This is a genomic window from Thermomonas fusca (assembly GCF_005862345.1).
GTDB lineage: Bacteria > Pseudomonadota > Gammaproteobacteria > Xanthomonadales > Xanthomonadaceae > Thermomonas > Thermomonas fusca.
In genome coordinates this window covers 460,320-477,942 of record NZ_SROY01000001.1, presented here as the reverse complement: position 1 = coordinate 477,942, position 17,623 = coordinate 460,320, and the positions used below count along the sequence as shown (strand labels likewise).

Here is a 17,623-nt window from a genome sequence, read left to right as displayed (position 1 = left end):
GATTCCGCGGCGTGGGGGCCGCTGTGGGAGGTCAGGGGCAGGATGGCGAAGGTTTCGACCCCGCAACAGTGCTGGAAGTTGCACCACTGCGTTCCACGCCACTGTACCTGCCCGCCCGCGTCCAGAGTGAACGCCACCTCCACGCCCGCGCGTCAATCCGACGTGCGGCCCTCGCCGGCACCCAGGCGGGCGGCGGCCTGTCGATCCGCGTGGTAGCTGGAACGCACCATCGGCCCGGAGGCGACGTGGGCGAAGCCCAGCGCATTGCCGTAATCGGCAAGCTGCTGGTATTCCTCGGGCGTCCAGTAGCGCAGCACCGGATGGTGGTGGGCGCTGGGCTGCAGGTACTGGCCGATGGTGATCATTTCGACATCGTGCGCGCGCAGGTCGCGCAGGGTGGCCTGCACCTGCTCCATGGTCTCGCCCAGCCCCAGCATGATCCCGGACTTGGTCGGGATGGCCGGATGCTGCTGCTTGAATTTCTGCAGCAGGGTCAGCGACCACTGGTAGTCGGCACCAGGACGCACGTTGCGGTACAGGTCCGGCACGGTTTCGACGTTGTGGTTGAACACGTCCGGCGGATTGAGGGCGAGGATTTCCAGCGCGCGCTCCATCCGGCCCTTGCCGCGGAAGTCCGGGGTCAGGATCTCGATCTTGGTGCCCGGTGCGATCTCGCGGATCGCCGCGATGCAGTCCACGAAGTGCCCGGCGCCGCCGTCGCGCAGGTCGTCGCGGTCCACGCTGGTGACCACCACGTAGCGCAACCCCATGTCCTTGACCGTCTGCGCCAGCCGCAGCGGCTCCACCGGGTCCGGCGGCTTGGGCCGGCCGTGGGCCACGTCGCAGAAGCTGCAGCGGCGGGTGCAGACCTCGCCGAGGATCATGAAGGTGGCGGTGCCGTGGCTGAAGCACTCGTGGATGTTCGGGCAGCTGGCTTCTTCGCAGACCGTCACCAGCCGGTTCTCGCGCAGCTTGGCCTTGAGCGCCTGCACCGCGTTGCCGCTGGGAATGCGCACGCGGATCCAGCTGGGCTTGCGCAGGACCGGCGCGTCGGCGAACTGCACCGGCGAGCGGGCGATCTTCTGGTCGGCGACCTGGCGCACGCCGGGCTCGAGGGAGGCCGCGCCATCGACGACGGCGAGCGGGATGCTGCGGGGGGGAGTGCTCATGGCGTAATTATCGCGCACATCGCGCCGGCGGTCAGGTTCAGGCCGGCGGCGCAGCCTCGTGCCGCCATGCCAGACCGAACTGTCGGCCGAGCTGTTCCAACAGGACCGGTTTCACCGCCCCCAGCGACGACGGCCCGCCCAGGTCGGACAGCGCCACCACCTGCAGGCCGGCATAGCCGCAGGGATTGATCCGCGCGAACGCGGCGGTGCTCTCACCGGCGACATTGAAAGCCAGCCCGTGGAAGGTGCAGCCGCGACGCACGCGGATGCCCAGCGAGGCGATCTTGGCGCCGTTGACGTACACGCCGGGCGCACCGTCCTTGCGGGCGGCGCCGATGTTCCATTCGTCGAGGGTGTCGATGATCGCCTGTTCGATCCGGCAGACGTAATCGCGCACGCCGATCTTCAGCCGCTTCAGGTCGAGCAGTGGGTAGGCGACGAGTTGGCCGGGACCGTGGTAAGTCACCTGGCCGCCGCGATCGACGTGGAGTACCGGGATGTCGCCCGGCATCAGCACGTGCTCCGGCTTGCCGGCCTGACCGAGGGTGAACACCGGGTCGTGCTCGACCAGCCACAGCTCGTCGGCGCTGTCCTCGGTACGCTCGTCGGTGAACGCCTGCATGGCGCGCCAGACCGGCTCGTAAGGCTGGCGACCGAGGTCGTGGACGATGGCGTGGCGCTGCTCCAGCTTCGGCCCAGTCCCCGCGCAGGCGGGGAGCGGGGCGGCGTGACTCACAGCGTCCACTTCACTTCCGGATGGTCGCGCAGGGCGGCGTGGGCGCGGTCGTATTCCTCGCGCGAGCGGGCGCGGAAGGAGATCCGCACCGACACGTACTTGCCGCTTGCCGAATGCCGCCAGGTCACGTCTTCGTGCAGCACGTCGATGCCGGCGGCCAGCAGGTGCTGCGGCAGCTCGGATTCCAGCTGCTTGTCGGCCGGGCCCATCGCCGACAGCTCGAAGGTGCCGGGAAACTGGAAGCCGTGCTCGGGATTGTCGGAATGGATCGTGTTCATCGGCCCATTATGGGGACGCGCCGCGGCTTCCCCAACCCTGTATCCGCGCGGTGGCTCAGCTCTGCCACCACATCAGCAGTTCATGCCACAGGCGTTTGAAGAAGCCGCCCTCTTCCACCGCGCTCACCGCCACCAGTGGCGCCTGCGCCACCAGCTTGCCGTCCAGGGTCACCTTCACGGTGCCGATCTTCTGGCCCTTGGCGATCGGCGCCACCAGCGACTTCGGCAGATCCATGGTCGCCTTCAGGCGGTCGTACTTGCCGCGCGCGGTGGTGACCAGCAGCGGCTGCGCCACGCCCACCTGCACCACGTTCTGCTCGCCCTTCCACACCTTCGGCGAGGCCAGCGCCTTGCCGGCCTCGTACAGGCGGTGGGTTTCGTGGAAGCGGAAGCCCCAGTTGAGCAGCGCCTGCGAATCCACCGCGCGCTGGTTCTCGCTGGTATCGCCCATCACCACCGTGATCAGGCGCTGGTCGCCGCGCTTGGCCGAGGCCATCAGGCAATAGCCGGCGCTGGAGGTATGGCCGGTCTTGATGCCATCCACCGACGCATCGCGCCACAGCAGCAGGTTGCGGTTGGGCTGGGTGATCGGGCCGACCGTGAATTCCTTGATCTTGTTGTACGAATAGGCCTCGGGGAAATCGCGGATCAGCGCGCGGCCGAGCAGGGCCAGGTCGTGCGCGGTGGTGATGTGGCCCTCCGCGGTCAGCCCGTGCGGGTTGACGAAGTGGGATGCCTTCATCCCGATCTTCTTCGCATAGGCGTTCATCAGCTGGGCGAATGCCTGTTCGCTGCCGGCGACGTGTTCGGCCAGCGCGATCGCGGCGTCGTTGCCGGACTGCACCACCATGCCCTTTTCCATCTGCTCCAGCGGCGCGGTCTTGTTGACCTCGAAGCCGCTGTAGCTGCCGTCGGTGCCTGCGCCGCCGCTGCGCCAGGCGTTCTCGCTCATCATCACCGGGTCGCTGGCCTTGACCTTGCCGGCGGCCATTTCCGCGGCGATCACGTAGCTGGTCATCACCTTGGTGATGCTGGCCGGCTCGACCGGCGTATCCACGTTCTCGCCGGCCAGCACCTGGCCGGTGGCGAAGTCCATCACCAGCCAGGCCTTGCTGACCTTGGGCGCGGGCGCGTCCGGAACCGGCAGGTTGTCGCTCAGCGCAGCCGGGCGGGCGGGCGCCGGTGTCTGGGCGATGGCGAGGCCGGAACCGGCGGCCAGTGCAGCGGAAACGAGGACGACGGAAAACATGGAACGCATCGATCAATACTCCTGGAGGTCGCGCAGGCGCGACGCAAAAACATGCAGGCGGTCATTCTAGCGACAACAGGCTGGATGCCCGCCCGTGGTGGAGGCCGCGTCTGCGCGCGGCAGCCGTCAGTTGCGGATGCGCTGCGGCTGTCCGAAACCCAGACCGACGATGCGCGCCGCAAGTTCCGGGGTCGCCGCTTCGCTGACCGGGCCGATCCGCAGCCGCCAGACCTTCCTGCCGTTGATGTCGGCGTCCTGCAGCTGGGCCTGCGCGATTGCCGCGCCGCGCAGCAGCGACAGCGCCTGCTCGGCGTTGCGCTGGTTGCTGAAGCTGGCGACCTGCAGGGTGATGCCTGCGGCGGCCGGCGAGCTGGCCGCCGCCGTGGTGACCGGCGCGGCGGCAACCGCCACCGGCGCGACCACGGCCGGCGCCGGCGCGGCATTCGCGGCGACCGGCGTCGGCTTGCCGGTGGCCACGCGGATCTGGCGGGCGCGCATCCACGCATCGAATTCGTCGGCGCCCATGGTGCGGCCGTCCTGGTGCATGTCGAAGCGGTTGCCGGTGTCGGCAACCGGCTTCTGCTCGGGCAGCGCCTGCACCAGCTTGTCCATCGCGGTGGCCGCGGCGACAGGCGCCGCGGACGCGACGGCGACGCCATCCGCGGACAGCGCCTCCACCCGCACCCGCGCGGTGCCGCGCTCGCGGTAGCCCAGCTTGACCGCGGCGGCGTAGCTGAGGTCGATGATGCGGCCCTTGTGGAACGGTCCGCGGTCGTTGACCCGCACCACCACCGACTTGCCGTTGTCGAGGTTGGTGACGCGGGCGAAGCTGGGCAGCGGCAGGCTCTTGTGGGCGGCGCTGAAGGCGTACATGTCGTACACCTCGCCGCTGGAGGTGCGGCGGCCGTGGAACTTCTTGCCGTAGTAGGAAGCGCCGCCTTCCTCGTTGTAGCCCTCGTGGTCGTCCAGCACCCGGTACTTCTGCCCGAGCACCGCGTAGTCGCGGTTGCCGGAGCGCGCGCGCGGTTCGTCGCGCACTTCCGGTTCCGGAATCAGGTCGACATCGGGAATCTCGTCGGGCACGGTGTCGGCCACGCCGGGGCGGAACAGCCCACCGGCCACGTAGTCGCCGCGCTTGGACAGGTCTTCCTGCGCCGGCGCATACGGCGACACCCGACGCGGGGTAGGCGCGATGCCTTCCGCGGGAGTGGCATCGACCGGCTTGCGCGTGCTGGCGTCCGGCGCTGCAGCGCGCGGCGCGCCGCCGGTGGTCGCGCAGGCCGCCAGCGCCAGCGGCAGCATCGCGGCCAGCAGGCGCATCGGCGTGCTCATGCCCCGTCCGCCCCGCGCCCGGCGATGGCCTCGGCGAGCTGGTACACCGCGGTCGCGTACAGCCGCGAGATGTTGTAAGTGGTGATCGCCTTGAAGTTGTTGTAGACGATCCAGTACTCCGGACCGGCCATACCCTCGAGGGTGATCAGGGTGACCGGCTGGCCGCCGTCCATGTGCAGCACCGCGACCGGATCGGCGGCGCGATAGCCCAGCGCCGCCAGACCGCCCACATGCTGGTCCAGGGTGACCGCGTTGCCGGGATTGGCGAAGTCCTGTGCGGCGGCGGCGCGCACCGCCCGCTCCATCACCGGGCCGCCGCGCTGCCACTTGCCTTTCTGGGCGAAGTAGTTGGCCACCGATGCGATCACGTCGTCGAGGTTGTCGAACAGGTTGCGGCGGCCGTCACCATCGCCATCCACCGCGTACTGGCGATAGCTGGACGGCATGAACTGCCCCCAGCCCATCGCCCCGGCATAGCTGCCCTTGAGGGTGGTGATGTCCAGCGCTTCCTCCTTGCCCAGCGCGAACAGCTGCGCCAGCTCGTCGCGGAAGAACGCCTCGCGCTTGTCCTCGTAGGCGACCCGCGCCGGATCGCCGCTGCGCGGATAGGCGAACGCCAGCGTGTACAGCGCATCGACCACCGGCCAGCTGCCCTTGTTGCCGCCGTAGCTGGTTTCCACGCCGATGATCGCGGTCACGATTTCCTTCGGCACGCCATAGCGGTCCTCGGCGCGCTGCAGGGCAGCGCGGTTGGCTTCGAGGAAGGCGCGGCCGCCGTCGATCCGTGCCGGCTGGATGAAGATCGGCCGGTAGTCGCGCCACGGCTTGGCTTCGGCAGGACGCGACATCGCCTTGACGATGGCGTCGCGGATCTGCGCGCGCGCCAGCACCGCTTCGATGTCGGCAGCCGGGATGGCGAATCGCTGCGCGGTGCTGCGCACGAATTCGGCGCGGGCGGCACTGATGTCGCGCGGCGCTTCGGCCGGCGCCGGTGCCGCGGGGGGTGGCAGGGGTTCCGGCACCAGTGCTGGCGTCGGCTTCTGTGGCGTTCCCGCGCAGGCGGCAAGCGCGAGCACGGCGAGGCTGGGCAGGATGCGTCGGATCATCGGCGCGGAGGGTAGCACGCGCTCCCGGCGAAATCGGAACATCGCATTCAGGTTTGCCGGCGCAAAACCGCGTGGCTCCCGCCACCGCAAACGCAGCTGCAACGCGCCTCAGCGGTGGACTTGTCGCCGCGATTTCAGCGCCATCACCACCCCGAAACCCAGCAGCAGGGTGGCCGCCGAGGTACCGCCGTAGCTCAGCAGCGGCATCGGCACGCCGACCACCGGCAGCAGCCCGGAAATCATCGCGCCATTGACCAGCACGTACACGAACAGCGACAGCCCGATGGCGCCGGCCAGCAGCCGCGCGTAGCCATCGCGCGAATCCGCGGCGATCCACAGGCAGCGCGTCACCACGAACAGGTACAGCGCCAGCGCCAGCGCCACCCCGATCCAGCCGAAATCCTCGGCCAGCACCGAGAACGCGAAGTCGGTGGTGTGCTCGGGCAGGTAGTTCAGGTGCGACTGGGTGCCCTGGCCCCAGCCCTTGCCGGTGATGCCGCCGCCGCCAATGGCGATCTGCGACTGCAGGATGTTCCAGCCCGCGCCCATCGGGTCGTTTTCCGGATTGCGGAAAGTGAGAATGCGGTCCTGCTGGTAGGGCCGCAGGAAACTCATCCATTCGATCGGCGCGAACATCGCCAGCGCGAAGCCGGTGCCACCCAGCGCGCCGGCAATGCCCCACCACCACCACGAGGTGCCGGCCAGGAACAGCACGAACACGCCGGCGGCCAGCACCAGCGCGGCGGTGCCAAGGTCGTGCTGGAGCAGGGTCAGGCCCACCGGCAGGGCGATGATCGCCACCCCGGCCAGCAGCACGCCGAAGCGCGGCGGCAGCCGCTGGCGGTCGAAATGCCAGGCCAGCATCATCGGCAAGGTCAACTTGGCCAGCTCCGACGGCTGGAAGTTGAAGAAACCGAGGTTGATCCAGTGGTTGCCGTATTTGCCGCTGCCGATGAACAGCACCAGCACCAGCGGCACCAGCGAGGCCACGAAGATCGCCGGGGTGGCCTGCTTGAGCAGGTGCGCCGGCACCCGCGAGGCCACCCACAGCGCGCCCAGGCCGACGCAGTAGAACGCGCCCTGCATCGCCACCCCGCGCAGGGATTCGTTGCCGGCGCTGTACTGGGTGGCCAGACCCATGCCCATCAGCGCCAGCAGCCCCGTCAGCAGCGGCAGATCGAGCGTGCGCACGAAGCGCTGCAGCAGCTCCAGCAGCATCCGCAGCAGCATGTTCATGGACCCACCTGCACGGGTGCGCGCGCCGCAGGGGCCGCGGTGGCCGGGGTGCCGCGCACGTCGGAAAAATCAGGCTTCGCGCTCGCGGCGGGCATTTCCTTCGATACCGGCGGGGCTGCTTTCCTACCGAGCAGCCACGCCTCGAAGACCTTGCGCACGATCGGCGCCGCGGTATCGGCGCCGAACCCGCCGCCCTCCACCGCCACCGCCACCGCGATGGTCGGCGCCTCGGCCGGCGCATAGCCGATGTACAGCGCGCGGTGGCGCTTCCACAGCGGCAGCGAGCGCGGATCGACCGCGGTCGCGCCGCGGTTGACCACCTGCGCCGTGCCGGTCTTGCCGGCGGAACGGTAAGGCGCGCCGCGGAACACGCGCGCGGCGGTGCCGGAACCGCCGGTGGTCATCTCCATGCCTTCCTGAATCACCTTCACGTTGCCGGGATGGTCGCTGATGCGCGCCGGCGGCGACTGCGGCAGCGGCCCCCACGGCGCATCGAAACCGGCGCGCTGCGCCACGGCCAGGTGCGGGCGGCGCAGATTGCCGCCATCCGCGATCGCGGCAACGCCGCGCACCAGCTGCAGCGGCGACACCTTCCACAGGCCCTGGCCGATGGAGGAGTTGACCAGGTCGCCCGGATACCAGCGCTGCTTGGCGTATTTCATCTTCGAAGCCGGCGACGGCACGATGCCCTCGATCTCGCCGGCAAGGTCGATGCCGGTCTTCTGGCCGAACCCGTATTTCGTCATGTACTCGTCGTAGCGCTGCACGCCCAGGTCCAGCGCCAGCTGGTAGTAGTAGGTGTTGACCGATTCGTAGATCGACTTGCGCGCGTCGGTCCAGCCGTGCACGCCATCCAGCCAGCCGCGGCCGCGCATGCCCGGCAGGCGGAACACGCCGGTCGACAGGACCCTGTCGCCGGGCTGGCGCAGGCCGCTGTCGAGGCCGGCCAGCGCGGTCAGCGGCTTGATCGTGGAACCGGGCGCCACCCCGCCCAGCACCACCCGGTTGAACTGCGGGCGCGACGGGTTGTCGTTCAGCGCCTTGAAGTCGGCGTGGCTGATCCCGTTGACGAACAGGTTGGCATCGAACGAGGGCAGGCTGACCATCGCCAGGACCTCGCCGCTGCGCGGGTCCATCGCCACCGCCGAGCCTTCCAGCTGGCCGAACGCATCCACCATCGCCTGCTGCAGCTCGGCGTCGATCGACAGCCGCAGGTCGGTGCCGGGCACCGCCGGCAGCGTGTCCAGCGCGCGCACGGTGCGCCCGGCGACGTTGGTTTCCAGCCGCCGGAAGCCGGGCCGACCGCGCAGCCGTGCTTCGTAATAGCGCTCCAGCCCGGTCTTGCCGGTGTGGCTATAGGCGCCGCCGGCATCGCCCAGCGCGGCCAGGTCCTTTTCATCGATGCGACTGACGTAGCCGACCACGTGCGCGAACAGGTCGCCGTAGGGATAGACGCGGCCGAGGTAGGGCACCAGCTCCACGCCGGGGAAGCGCCAGCGGTCCACCGCGAACCGCGCCGCCTCCTCGTCCGGCACGCGCAGCTTGATGGTCACCGGCTTGAACGGCCGCGCGGCCTTGTAGTCACGCAGGAACTGCGCCTTCTGCTCGTCATCGAGGGCGACCACGCCCTGCAGGCTTGCCAGCAGCTTGGCAGCGTCGCCAGCGCGTTCCGGCACCGCCTCCAGCCGCCACGCCGCCACGTTGTCGGCAAGGATGCGGCCCTTGCGGTCGTAGATCAGCCCGCGCGCCGGCGCCACCGGCACCAGCCGCAGGCGGTTGGCCTCGGAACGGGTGGCGAACTCGTCGTGGCGCAGCACCTGCAGGCGGAAATACCAGCCCGCCAGCGCGCCCAACCCGGCCAGCGCGAGCAGGAAACCGGCCAGCGCGCGGCGCCGGAACAGCGCGGCCTCACTCGCGTGGTCCTTGATCTGGCGGGCGCGGCGGATCATCGCTCAGCCCGGCCGGCGCAGGCGCAGGAAATCGAGCAGCAGGTGCAGCGGCGGCCACAGCAGCATGCCGACCAGCGGCGCCGCCCAGTACAGCCACGGCAGCTGCGGCACGCCTGTCAACACGTGCAGGCCGGCGCTGATGACGCGGTCGTTGAGCAGCAGCACGCCGATGGTCAGCGCCTGCTGCGACACCGGGAAGAAGCGCAGCCGCGCGCGGAAGCGTTCGAGGATGAAGGCCAGCACCACCAGCCGCAGCGACTGCTCGCCCAGCAGCCCGCCGAAGGCGATATCGGCCAGCAGCCCCAGCGCGAACGCGGTGCCGAGGCCCAGCCGGTCCGGCGTTTCCAGCAGCCAGTAGGCCAGCACCAGCGCCAGCCAGTACGGCCGCAGCGCCTGCAGCACGCCGGGCAGCGGCACCAGTCCCAGCAGCAGGGCAAGCAGCAGGCTGACCGGCAACACCCAGCCGTTGCGCGCGCGGCTCATCGGCGCGGTTCCGCGCTTGCCTGCCTCCCCTGCGCAGGCAGGGGAGGGTCGGGGAGGGGTTGGTTTGCGGGCCGGTAGCCGCGCAGCAGCAACACGTCGCGGCCGCGGTCGAGCTGCGCGGCCGGCTTCACTTCCGCCTTCAGGAAGGCGCGGCTGTCATCGGCGCGCAGCGCGCCCACCCGGCCCACCGCGAAGCCCGGCGGGAAACGTTCACCCAGGCCGGAGGTCAGCAACGCGTCGCCTTCGCGCACGTCGGCGGACAGCGGGATGTCGGCCAGCTGCAGGGCGTCGTTGCGGCCGGTGCCATAGACCATCAGCCGCACCCCGCTGCGCGCGACCATCACCGGCACCGCGTGGTCGGGGTCGGTCAGCAGCAGAACGGTGGCGGTGGTCGGGGTGGTGGCGATGACCTGTCCCATCAGCCCACCGGCATCGATCACCGGTTGCCCGACCCGCACGCCGCTGCCGCTGCCGGCACCCAGCAGCAGGCGCTGCCGACTGGGGTCCAGGTCGACGTCGAGCACGCTGGCCAGCTGCACGTCCAGGCGCCCACGCTCGGCGCTGCCCAGCAGCCCGCGCAGGCGTGCGTTCTCGGCCGCGGCGGTGCGCAGGCGCGCATTGCGCGCGGCCGACAGCAGCAGCGCCTGGCGCAGGCGGGTGTTGTCGCTGGCCAGCTGGGCGCGGGTGACCGCGTTTTCGCGCAGGCTGGCGCCCGCCCGCGACGGCAGCCCGGCCAGCCACCACAGCGGCTGCATCGCCGCCTCGGCCTGCACCCGCACCGCATGCAGCCAGCCACCGCGGAAGTCCAGCACCATCAGCGCAACGGCCAGCACCAGGAAAACCAGCAACCGCAGCACGCCGGCGATTTCACCGGGGCGGGAAGCGGAGGGGCCGGCGTGGGGCATGAGCGGAAGGCAAGTGGAAGGAAGTGGAAAGCCGGAAAAAGCTCAGGGACAACCGCGCGCGCCCGAAAGCGGCGCGGACGTTGGCATGCCCACCCGCCGCCCTGCGCCCGCTGCCGATGCCCGCCTCACTCGGGGGCGAAGAACTCGTTGCCGTGCATGTCAACCAGCTCCAGCGCACGACCGCCACCGCGGGCCACGCAGGTCAGCGGATCATCGGCCACCTGCACGTGCAGGCCGGTTTCCTCGGAGATCAGGCGATCCAGATCGCGCAGCAGCGAACCGCCGCCGGTCAGCACGATGCCGCGCTCGGCGACGTCGGCCGACAGCTCCGGCGGGGTCTGCTCCAGCGCCTGGCGGATGCCGGCAAGGATGCCCTGCAGCGGCTCGCGCAGCGCTTCCTGCACCTCGGTGGAGCTGATGGTGATCATCTTCGGCACGCCCTCGGCAAGGTGGCGGCCAGAAATCTCGGTCTGGCGCACCTCGTCGTTCGGGTAGGCGCTGCCGATCTCGATCTTGATGCGTTCGGCGGTGGCATCGCCAATCAGCATGCCGTGGTGGCGGCGCACGTAGTTGATGATCGACTCGTCGAAGCGGTCGCCGCCGATCCGCACCGACTGCGAGTACACGATGCCGTTGAGCGCGATCACCGCCACCTCGGTGGTGCCGCCGCCGATGTCGACCACCATCGAGCCGCGCGCCTCGGTCACCGGCATGCCGGCACCGATCGCCGCCGCCATCGGCTCCTCGATCAGGTAGACCTCGCGCGCGCCGGCTTCTTCCGCCGACTCCTTGATCGCGCGGCGCTCCACCTGTGTGCTGCCGGCCGGCACGCACACCAGCACGCGCGGGCTGGGGCGCAGGAAGCGGCTCTTGTGCACCTTGCGGATGAAGTGCTTGAGCATTTCCTCGGTGTAGGTGAAGTCGGCGATCACGCCATCCTTCATCGGCCGCACCGTGGTCATGTGGCCGGGGGTACGGCCGAGCATCTGCTTGGCCTCGCTGCCGACCGCCGCCACCGCGCGGGCGCCGCCGCCGCGGTCCTGGCGCACCGCCACCACCGAAGGTTCGTTGAGGACGATGCCCTGGCCGCGCACGTAGATCAGGGTGTTGGCGGTGCCGAGGTCGATGGAAAGGTCGCTGGAGAAGTAGCGGCCGAGGAACTTGAACATGCGGAGGGCTGCCGGAAAGGGGGATCGCCGCGCGGGGGAACGCGGAAGGAAGAAGACCGCGTCGGTCACACCGCCGGGGGCGGTTAGCCTAGCAACGCCCCCCGTCGCCGGCAAGGAACCACGTCCCAGACCCATTCATCGGCGCTGCCAAGCCCGGGCACCGCGGGTATCATGGGCGGCCTTGCGTCCGCTCCCTTGAGATTCCGATGGCTGCACTGATCTGCGGTTCCCTGGCCTACGACACCATCATGGTGTTCCCCGACCAGTTCAAGAACCACATCCTGCCGGACAAGGTGCACATCCTCAACGTGTCCTTCCTGGTCCCGCGGATGCGCCGCGAGTTCGGCGGCTGCGCCGGCAACATCGCCTACAACCTCAAGCTGCTGGGCGGCGACCCGATCCCGATGGCCACGGTAGGCGCGGACTTCGGCCCGTACCGGGAATGGTTCGGCGAGCAGGGCATCACCCTCGACCACGTCAAGGTGATCGACGAGCTGTTCACTCCGCAGGCGTTCATCACCACCGACCACGACAACAACCAGATCACCGCCTTCCACCCGGGTGCGATGATGCGCAGCTACGAGAACCACGTGAAGGACGTGCCGGGCGTCACCATCGGCATCGTCAGCCCGGACGGCTACGAGGGCATGCTGCAGAACGCGAAGGAATTCCACGCGGCCGGGATCCGCTTCATCTTCGACCCCGGCCAGGCGATGCCGTTGTTCAACGGCGACGAGCTGCGCCACTTCATCGAGCTGGCCGACTACGTCACCGTCAACGACTACGAATCCAACCTGCTGCAGGAACGCACCGGCTGGGACGAGCAGACCATCGCCGCCAAGGTGAAGGCCTACATCACCACCCGCGGGCCGCAGGGCGCCGAGATCCACGAAGGCGGCACCACCCACCGCATCCCGCCGGCGCACGAACGCCGCGTCACCGATCCCACCGGCTGCGGCGATGCCTTCCGCGCCGGGCTGATCTTCGGCATCGAGAAGGGCTACGACTGGATGACCATCGGCCGCATGGGCAACCTGATGGGCGCGCTCAAGGTGGAGCACCCCGGCACCCAGAACCAACGCTTCGACTACGACGAATTCGCCGAGCAGTTCCGCCAGCAGTTCGGCTACTCGCTGGGTTGATCCGGCCCAATCGAACGCATCGGGGGCTACTGCAGTCGCGGCGCCATGTCGCCGCCGAGGGCCGCATTGGCCGAAGCCACGATCTGGTCACTGGTCAAGGTTTCACCAGCTCTGGTTACTGCCTCCACCCATGCCAAAACCGCCGCGGTGCCATGTGCTTTTTCCAGATCGTGGAAAAGTGCCCAGGCGGCCTGGTACCTGGCCGCGGTATTGGATTCGTCGGACTCCATATCGTCGGGGCCAAAGCTGAACGGCCCCGCAGGCGAATAGCCCGGATCGGTCTCCATGCGCTTGCGATCCTGTTCGCTGACCTGCCGCAGGATCGCTTCACGCTTCACCCTGACGCCACCCCAGCGCTTCAGGGCTACCGGCACTTCCGACGCACCCAGCGCTGCTTCACTTCTGTCTGCATCCTCTTTTGCAACCTGCGGCGCAACTTCCTGCGAAATCTTGCGGCCAAACCATTCCGCATGCCCCTCATGGAACCAGCGCGGGGTCTGTGCTCCAGCACGCTTCTGATAGGCATGCACTTGTTCGTGCGGAATGACCACCAGCAACTTCCTCTGGCTGGCCTCCGGTAAACGTCCATCGGGCGACGTTGCCACCACCCAGCGGGTGTCGGAGCCATCGCGCGGCGGCAGATAGCCGGCATCCGAGGTGAACGCCACCGAAAACCAGCGCGCGCCCCTGCGGTTATCCGCCGTCGCCTCCGCCAGCAAACCAATCTGTCCCCCCAAGCAGGCTGCGCGTGCCCATGCGACGTCGGCCGAAACAGTGTCGTAAAAAACCGTCATCCACGCCCCTGTTCGCAGATGCGACACCCTGAGGCTAGATAGATCGCCGTCCCGGGGAGGAGGCTGCAGACGCACTTCGACGCCATCCACTTTCGGCTTTGTGCCGACCTCAGCCGCGCAGGCTTCGCGCAGCTGCACCCGCATGGCAGCGTCGCCGTTCTGGGACGGAGCGAGCAGCCCGAGTGCGATCAACAATGCGGCTACCGACATATCAGGATTCCGTCAGGGTTGCCTATGGGAAATAGCGCCCTGCCATGCAGTGAAACGTGCCAAGAAAACCAACTTTCTTTACTGCCACTTCGGCAGCATTGAAGGCTCCAGCCCGCCGACCTCGAATTCGGCGGTGCGCTTGCCCACCGCCTTGGTCGGGAATTCGATCGACAGGTGGCCGGCCGATTTCGCCAGCTTCCACAGCGCCTTGTGGTCCTCGATGAACATGGCGATGGCTTCGTCGGTCTTCGGCCGCGAGCCGGGCAGAGTGTGGGTCTTGCCGTCGGCCACCACCTTCAGCCTGCAGCCGGCGTAGCAGTCGAAGTCGCCAGCCTCCAGCACCAGGTAGGCGCTGCGGCCCCACTCCGGGTGGTCGCGGAAGATCAGCCGCACCGGATGCGCGCCGCCGCCGTCGGTATCCACCGGCTCCTGCGAATAGATCGACGCCGACAGCTGGTGGCCGTTCTTGCCGACCGGTTCATCGCCATAGCTCCACATCGCCGCCAGCCGCTGCTGCAGCACCTCGGCCTCGGCCTTGGCGCGGATGTCGTCGAGCTGCGGCTTGACCCGCGCCGCCGCCTGGCTGGTGGGATGATCGATCTGCAGGACATCGCCGTAGCCCTTGGCCAGCCGCCAGTTGTGCGCGGCCACCGCGTCCTCGAACTGCTTCTCCATCGCCGCCGCGGCCTGCTCCTTCGCTTCCCCCTGCGCGGCGGCGGCGCGCGCGGCGGCCTCCGGGTCCTCGCCCTTGCAGGCGACAAGCAGCAGCGCGGTGGCGAGGGCGAGCGTGGCGATCTTGGTCATGGCGGCGGGCATCCGGAGCGGGAACGGCGACGGTTGCGCGAGCTTAATGGCCCGCAGCGCCATTGTGGACATCGATCCACCCAACCACGGCATCCGCCACTTCGCGCGGGCGCTCCATCAGCGACATGTGGCCGCAGCCGTCCAGCAGCACCTTGCGCGCCTGCGGGATGCGCGCCGCGTACAGGTCCAGCGCGCTGGCGTCGATCACCGCGTCCTGCCGGCACCACAGCAGCAGCGCCGGCTGGCGGATGCGTGCGGCCTCTTCTCCCGGCAGCAGGCTGTCTTCGCCGCGGCCGATGCGGTCCAGCACCGACTGCTCGAAGGCGGCGTCGGCGCGGCGTTTTTCGATCAGCCCGGTCGAGGCCGGCCACGGGATCCACGGCCTGGCGGCAGCGTCGAAGAACACCGTGTCGAGGTAGCGCTGCAGGCTGGCGGCGTCCTCCACCGCGAACGGGTTGCGGCCGGCCAATACGTCTAGGCCGAAGCGGTTGTCCTTGAAGCGCACGCCGGCCGCGTTGAGCAGGCCCACTTTCGCCACCGCCTGCGGATGCCGCGCGGCGACCAGCGCGGCGATGCCGCCGCCCATCGAATGCCCCAGCAGCACCACCGGCCGATCCGGCGAGACGGCGCGGATGAATGCCGCCACGTGTTCCGCCTGCTCGGGGAAGCCGTAGCCGACGCCCGGCTTGCGCTGCGATGCACCCCAGCCCGGCAGGTCGGGAATCAGCAGCCGGTAGCGGCCACCCAGTTGGCGCGCCAGCGGATACCAGTTCTCCTTGCTGCCGGTGTAGCCGTGCAGCATGACGAGGGTGGGCGCGGCGGGATCGTCGGCGTCGCGGGACGCATACGCCCAGCGGTGGCCGGCGGCTTCAAGCGTGCCCGCGGACAGCCCGGCGGCAACGCGTTGGCGCGCGAATTCGGCGCGCACCAGCAGGTAGGGATCGCGCCACAGGGCGATCGCGGCGACCAGCGCCGCGAGCAGCAACAGCGACAGGACGAGGGGTTTGGCCATCATCGACGCCAGGCGCGCGCCGGCCGCGGCGGCCGGCGCGCGCGACGCGCTTACTGCGCCGCCGGCGCGACGGGCGCGGCCGGCGCCTTGGCCTTGGCCTCGGCGATGATCGCCTCGACCGAGCCGGCGGTGATCGGATGGGTGGCCGGCCTGGCCTTGGCGAACGCCTGTTCGGCGAACGCCAGCCCATCCGGGGTGGCCACCAGCGCCTTGTAGACCGGCAGGATCAGCTTGCGGCGGCCGACCCGCTCCAGGAACTTGCCCATTTCCTCACGCGCCGCGGTGTAGCCGCTGCGTTCGGCCAGCGGGTACCAGCGCATCGCGATCTCGCCGTTGGGCGTGCCGGTGAAGTGATAGGCGGTATCCAGCTGCTGCAGCTGTTCCGGCTTCAGCGTCTCCGGCATGCCTTCGAGGAAATGCACCCACTCCTGCGTACCCCAGGCACCGGTGATGACCTTGTCCGGCAGCGTGGCGCTGCCCTGCCAGGCGATGCGCGCGGCATTGACGGTACTGAACTTGGCGGACTCCACCTTCGGCGCAGTGGCGGGGATGCCCGGCTCATACAGCCACTGGTCGACTTCCTGCATCGTCACCACGTTAGGGTGCTTGTCGATCAGGTTGGCCTTCAGGTAGTCACGGAACTGGCTGGTGGTGATGCTCTGGAAGGCGAAGTGGTCGAAGTAACCCTTCAGCCACGGATCGAACACCTCGCGGCCGAAGCGCTTCTCCAGGAACTGCAGGAACCATGCGCCCTTGGTGTAGACCGTGGCGCTGGACTGGTCGTCGGGGTCGGCCAGCGTGCCGGGCTTCAGCGACAGCCGCTGCAGCTTGGGATCGAGCGTGGCGAACTCGGACTTGAGCTCGTCGCGATCGATCACCTCCTCCATGTCGGCCATGTCCTTGCCGTACAGCGCCTCGGTGATGCGGCTCTGCACATAGGTGGTGGTGCCTTCGTTGAGCCAGCTGTCCTTGTCGGTGGCGAAGGTGACCAGGTTGCCCGACCAGCTGTGCGCCAGCTCGTGCGCGATCAGCGAGACCAGCGACTTGTCGCCGACGATCACGGTGGGGGTGGCGAAGGTCAGGCGCGGGTTCTCCATGCCGCCGTAGGGGAAGCTGGGCGGCAGCACCAGCAGGTCGTAGCGGCCCCAGCGGTACGGCCCGTACAGGCCTTCGGCGGCATCGATCATCTTCTCGGTGTCGTCGAACTCGGCCACCGCCTTGTCCACCATCGCCGGCTCGGCCCACACGCCGCTGCGCGCGCCGATTTCCTTGAACACCAGATCGCCGGCGGCGATGGCGAGCAGGTAGGAGGGGATCTTCTGCGGCATCTTGAAGCTGTACTCGCCGTCGCGCGCGGCCTTCGGGTCGTTGTCGGCGCTCATCAGCACCATCACGTTGGCCGGCGACTTCACGTTGGCGCTGTAGGTGAAGCGGATCTGCGGGGTGTCCTGCAGCGGCACCCACGAACGCGCGTGGATCTGCTGCGACTGGCTGAACATGAACGGCGTCTGCTTGCCCTCGGTCATCGACGGCGCCAGCCACTGCAGGCCGGAGGCCTCCGGCGAGGTGACGTAGCTGACCCGCACCTTGGCCGGGCGGTTCGGGGTTTCGATGGTCAGCGCGCTGCCCAGCACCTTGTCCTTGTCCGCCAGCGCGAACTTCAGCGGCTCCCACTTGCCGTCGGCGCTCTGGCCCTCGGCTTTTTCGATGGTGAGGTCGCGGCTGTCCAGCACCAGCTGGGTCGCGGACTTGTCCACCCAGTCCAGCGCGTAGGTGGCGGTGCCGGCGATGGTCTTCCTGTCGAAGTCGATGGCCAGGTCCAGCGCCAGGTCGGTGGTGCGGACCTTGTCCGGCTGCGCATAGGAATGCTCGTCCACGATCTTCTCCGCAGCGGCAGCCGGCGCGGCCGGCGTGGCGGCGGCGGGCGCGGGGTTCTGGTTGCGCTGGCAGCCGGTGGCGACCAGGCCGAGCGCGGCGGCGATGGAAACGGAAAGAAGCAGCTGACGCATGGTCACGACCCGGTAGCGGAAAAACCCGAGTTTATCGCCG

At 69.1% G+C, this 17,623-nt stretch carries 16 protein-coding genes; 1 reads left to right on the top strand and 15 read right to left on the bottom strand.

Annotation, left to right across the window (positions count from 1 at the left end; translation table 11 throughout):
- Positions 1-152: 152 nt before the first annotated feature.
- From lipA to E5S66_RS02090, 11 genes are all read right to left on the bottom strand, one after another.
- A complete protein-coding gene (gene lipA, locus E5S66_RS02140) occupies positions 153-1,169 on the bottom strand; it encodes a lipoyl synthase (RefSeq protein WP_138347098.1) in 1,017 nt (338 codons plus the stop codon).
- A gap of 37 nt (positions 1,170-1,206) precedes the next feature.
- Positions 1,207-1,857, bottom strand: coding sequence for a lipoyl(octanoyl) transferase LipB (gene lipB / locus E5S66_RS02135; RefSeq protein ID WP_138347800.1), 651 nt, complete (start codon positions 1,855-1,857; stop codon positions 1,207-1,209).
- 44 nt (positions 1,858-1,901) lie between these two features.
- Positions 1,902-2,183: a DUF493 family protein gene (locus tag E5S66_RS02130; RefSeq protein WP_028839878.1), complete on the bottom strand. Its 282-nt coding sequence runs from the start codon at positions 2,181-2,183 to the stop codon at positions 1,902-1,904.
- A gap of 55 nt (positions 2,184-2,238) precedes the next feature.
- The gene (locus E5S66_RS02125) at positions 2,239-3,432 is read right to left on the bottom strand and encodes a D-alanyl-D-alanine carboxypeptidase family protein (RefSeq protein ID WP_138347798.1); all 1,194 of its coding nucleotides are present in this window, start codon (positions 3,430-3,432) and stop codon (positions 2,239-2,241) included.
- A gap of 126 nt (positions 3,433-3,558) precedes the next feature.
- The gene (locus tag E5S66_RS02120) at positions 3,559-4,764 is read right to left on the bottom strand and encodes a septal ring lytic transglycosylase RlpA family protein (protein ID WP_138347096.1); all 1,206 of its coding nucleotides are present in this window, start codon (positions 4,762-4,764) and stop codon (positions 3,559-3,561) included.
- Positions 4,761-5,870 carry a lytic murein transglycosylase B gene (mltB, locus tag E5S66_RS02115; RefSeq protein ID WP_028839875.1) on the bottom strand — a complete coding sequence of 370 codons (1,110 nt, stop codon included), beginning with the start codon at positions 5,868-5,870 and terminating at the stop codon, positions 4,761-4,763. The genes E5S66_RS02120 and mltB overlap by 4 nt, the downstream gene beginning before the upstream one ends.
- Positions 5,871-5,978: 108 nt before the next feature.
- Positions 5,979-7,106, bottom strand: coding sequence for a rod shape-determining protein RodA (rodA, locus tag E5S66_RS02110; protein WP_138347094.1), 1,128 nt, complete (start codon positions 7,104-7,106; stop codon positions 5,979-5,981).
- Positions 7,103-9,052, bottom strand: coding sequence for a penicillin-binding protein 2 (gene mrdA, locus E5S66_RS02105; protein ID WP_425472158.1), 1,950 nt, complete (start codon positions 9,050-9,052; stop codon positions 7,103-7,105). The genes rodA and mrdA overlap by 4 nt, the downstream gene beginning before the upstream one ends.
- Positions 9,053-9,058: 6 nt before the next feature.
- Positions 9,059-9,538: a rod shape-determining protein MreD gene (gene mreD, locus E5S66_RS02100; protein WP_028839873.1), complete on the bottom strand. Its 480-nt coding sequence runs from the start codon at positions 9,536-9,538 to the stop codon at positions 9,059-9,061.
- Complete coding sequence (mreC, locus tag E5S66_RS02095) at positions 9,535-10,443, bottom strand: rod shape-determining protein MreC (RefSeq protein ID WP_138347090.1); 909 nt, start codon at positions 10,441-10,443, stop codon at positions 9,535-9,537. The genes mreD and mreC overlap by 4 nt, the downstream gene beginning before the upstream one ends.
- 125 nt (positions 10,444-10,568) lie before the next feature.
- On the bottom strand, positions 10,569-11,612 hold the full coding sequence (locus tag E5S66_RS02090; protein ID WP_028839872.1) for a rod shape-determining protein: 1,044 nt from the start codon (positions 11,610-11,612) through the stop codon (positions 10,569-10,571).
- Between the two features lie 206 nt (positions 11,613-11,818).
- Between E5S66_RS02090 and E5S66_RS02085 the strand changes: the two genes are divergently transcribed.
- Entirely contained in the window at positions 11,819-12,754 is a 936-nt protein-coding gene (locus E5S66_RS02085; protein WP_138347089.1) for a carbohydrate kinase family protein, read from the top strand.
- Between the two features lie 26 nt (positions 12,755-12,780).
- On the opposite strand, the gene E5S66_RS02080 is transcribed toward E5S66_RS02085, so the two are convergent.
- The 4 genes from E5S66_RS02080 to E5S66_RS02065 form a co-directional block, all read right to left on the bottom strand.
- The gene (locus E5S66_RS02080; protein ID WP_138347087.1) at positions 12,781-13,758 is read right to left on the bottom strand and encodes a hypothetical protein; all 978 of its coding nucleotides are present in this window, start codon (positions 13,756-13,758) and stop codon (positions 12,781-12,783) included.
- Positions 13,759-13,836: 78 nt separating this feature from the next.
- Complete coding sequence (locus tag E5S66_RS02075) at positions 13,837-14,562, bottom strand: hypothetical protein (protein WP_138347085.1); 726 nt, start codon at positions 14,560-14,562, stop codon at positions 13,837-13,839.
- Positions 14,563-14,605: 43 nt separating this feature from the next.
- Positions 14,606-15,574: an alpha/beta fold hydrolase gene (locus tag E5S66_RS02070; protein ID WP_246037104.1), complete on the bottom strand. Its 969-nt coding sequence runs from the start codon at positions 15,572-15,574 to the stop codon at positions 14,606-14,608.
- 50 nt (positions 15,575-15,624) lie between these two features.
- Entirely contained in the window at positions 15,625-17,583 is a 1,959-nt protein-coding gene (locus E5S66_RS02065; protein ID WP_138347082.1) for a M1 family metallopeptidase, read from the bottom strand.
- Positions 17,584-17,623: the final 40 nt, after the last annotated feature.

Bases quoted from the DNA above. Each gene is read 5' to 3' on its own strand.
- lipA (WP_138347098.1), bottom strand. From the start codon at position 1,169: ATGAGCACTCCCCCCCGCAGCATCCCGCTCGCCGTCGTCGATGGCGCG.
- E5S66_RS02130 (WP_028839878.1), bottom strand. From the start codon at position 2,183: ATGAACACGATCCATTCCGACAATCCCGAGCACGGCTTCCAGTTTCCC.
- E5S66_RS02125 (WP_138347798.1), bottom strand. From the start codon at position 3,432: ATGTTTTCCGTCGTCCTCGTTTCCGCTGCACTGGCCGCCGGTTCCGGC.
- E5S66_RS02120 (WP_138347096.1), bottom strand. From the start codon at position 4,764: ATGAGCACGCCGATGCGCCTGCTGGCCGCGATGCTGCCGCTGGCGCTG.
- mltB (WP_028839875.1), bottom strand. From the start codon at position 5,870: ATGATCCGACGCATCCTGCCCAGCCTCGCCGTGCTCGCGCTTGCCGCC.
- rodA (WP_138347094.1), bottom strand. From the start codon at position 7,106: ATGAACATGCTGCTGCGGATGCTGCTGGAGCTGCTGCAGCGCTTCGTG.
- mreD (WP_028839873.1), bottom strand. From the start codon at position 9,538: ATGAGCCGCGCGCGCAACGGCTGGGTGTTGCCGGTCAGCCTGCTGCTT.
- mreC (WP_138347090.1), bottom strand. From the start codon at position 10,443: ATGCCCCACGCCGGCCCCTCCGCTTCCCGCCCCGGTGAAATCGCCGGC.
- E5S66_RS02090 (WP_028839872.1), bottom strand. From the start codon at position 11,612: ATGTTCAAGTTCCTCGGCCGCTACTTCTCCAGCGACCTTTCCATCGAC.
- E5S66_RS02085 (WP_138347089.1), top strand. From the start codon at position 11,819: ATGGCTGCACTGATCTGCGGTTCCCTGGCCTACGACACCATCATGGTG.
- E5S66_RS02080 (WP_138347087.1), bottom strand. From the start codon at position 13,758: ATGTCGGTAGCCGCATTGTTGATCGCACTCGGGCTGCTCGCTCCGTCC.
- E5S66_RS02075 (WP_138347085.1), bottom strand. From the start codon at position 14,562: ATGACCAAGATCGCCACGCTCGCCCTCGCCACCGCGCTGCTGCTTGTC.
- E5S66_RS02070 (WP_246037104.1), bottom strand. From the start codon at position 15,574: ATGGCCAAACCCCTCGTCCTGTCGCTGTTGCTGCTCGCGGCGCTGGTC.
- E5S66_RS02065 (WP_138347082.1), bottom strand. From the start codon at position 17,583: ATGCGTCAGCTGCTTCTTTCCGTTTCCATCGCCGCCGCGCTCGGCCTG.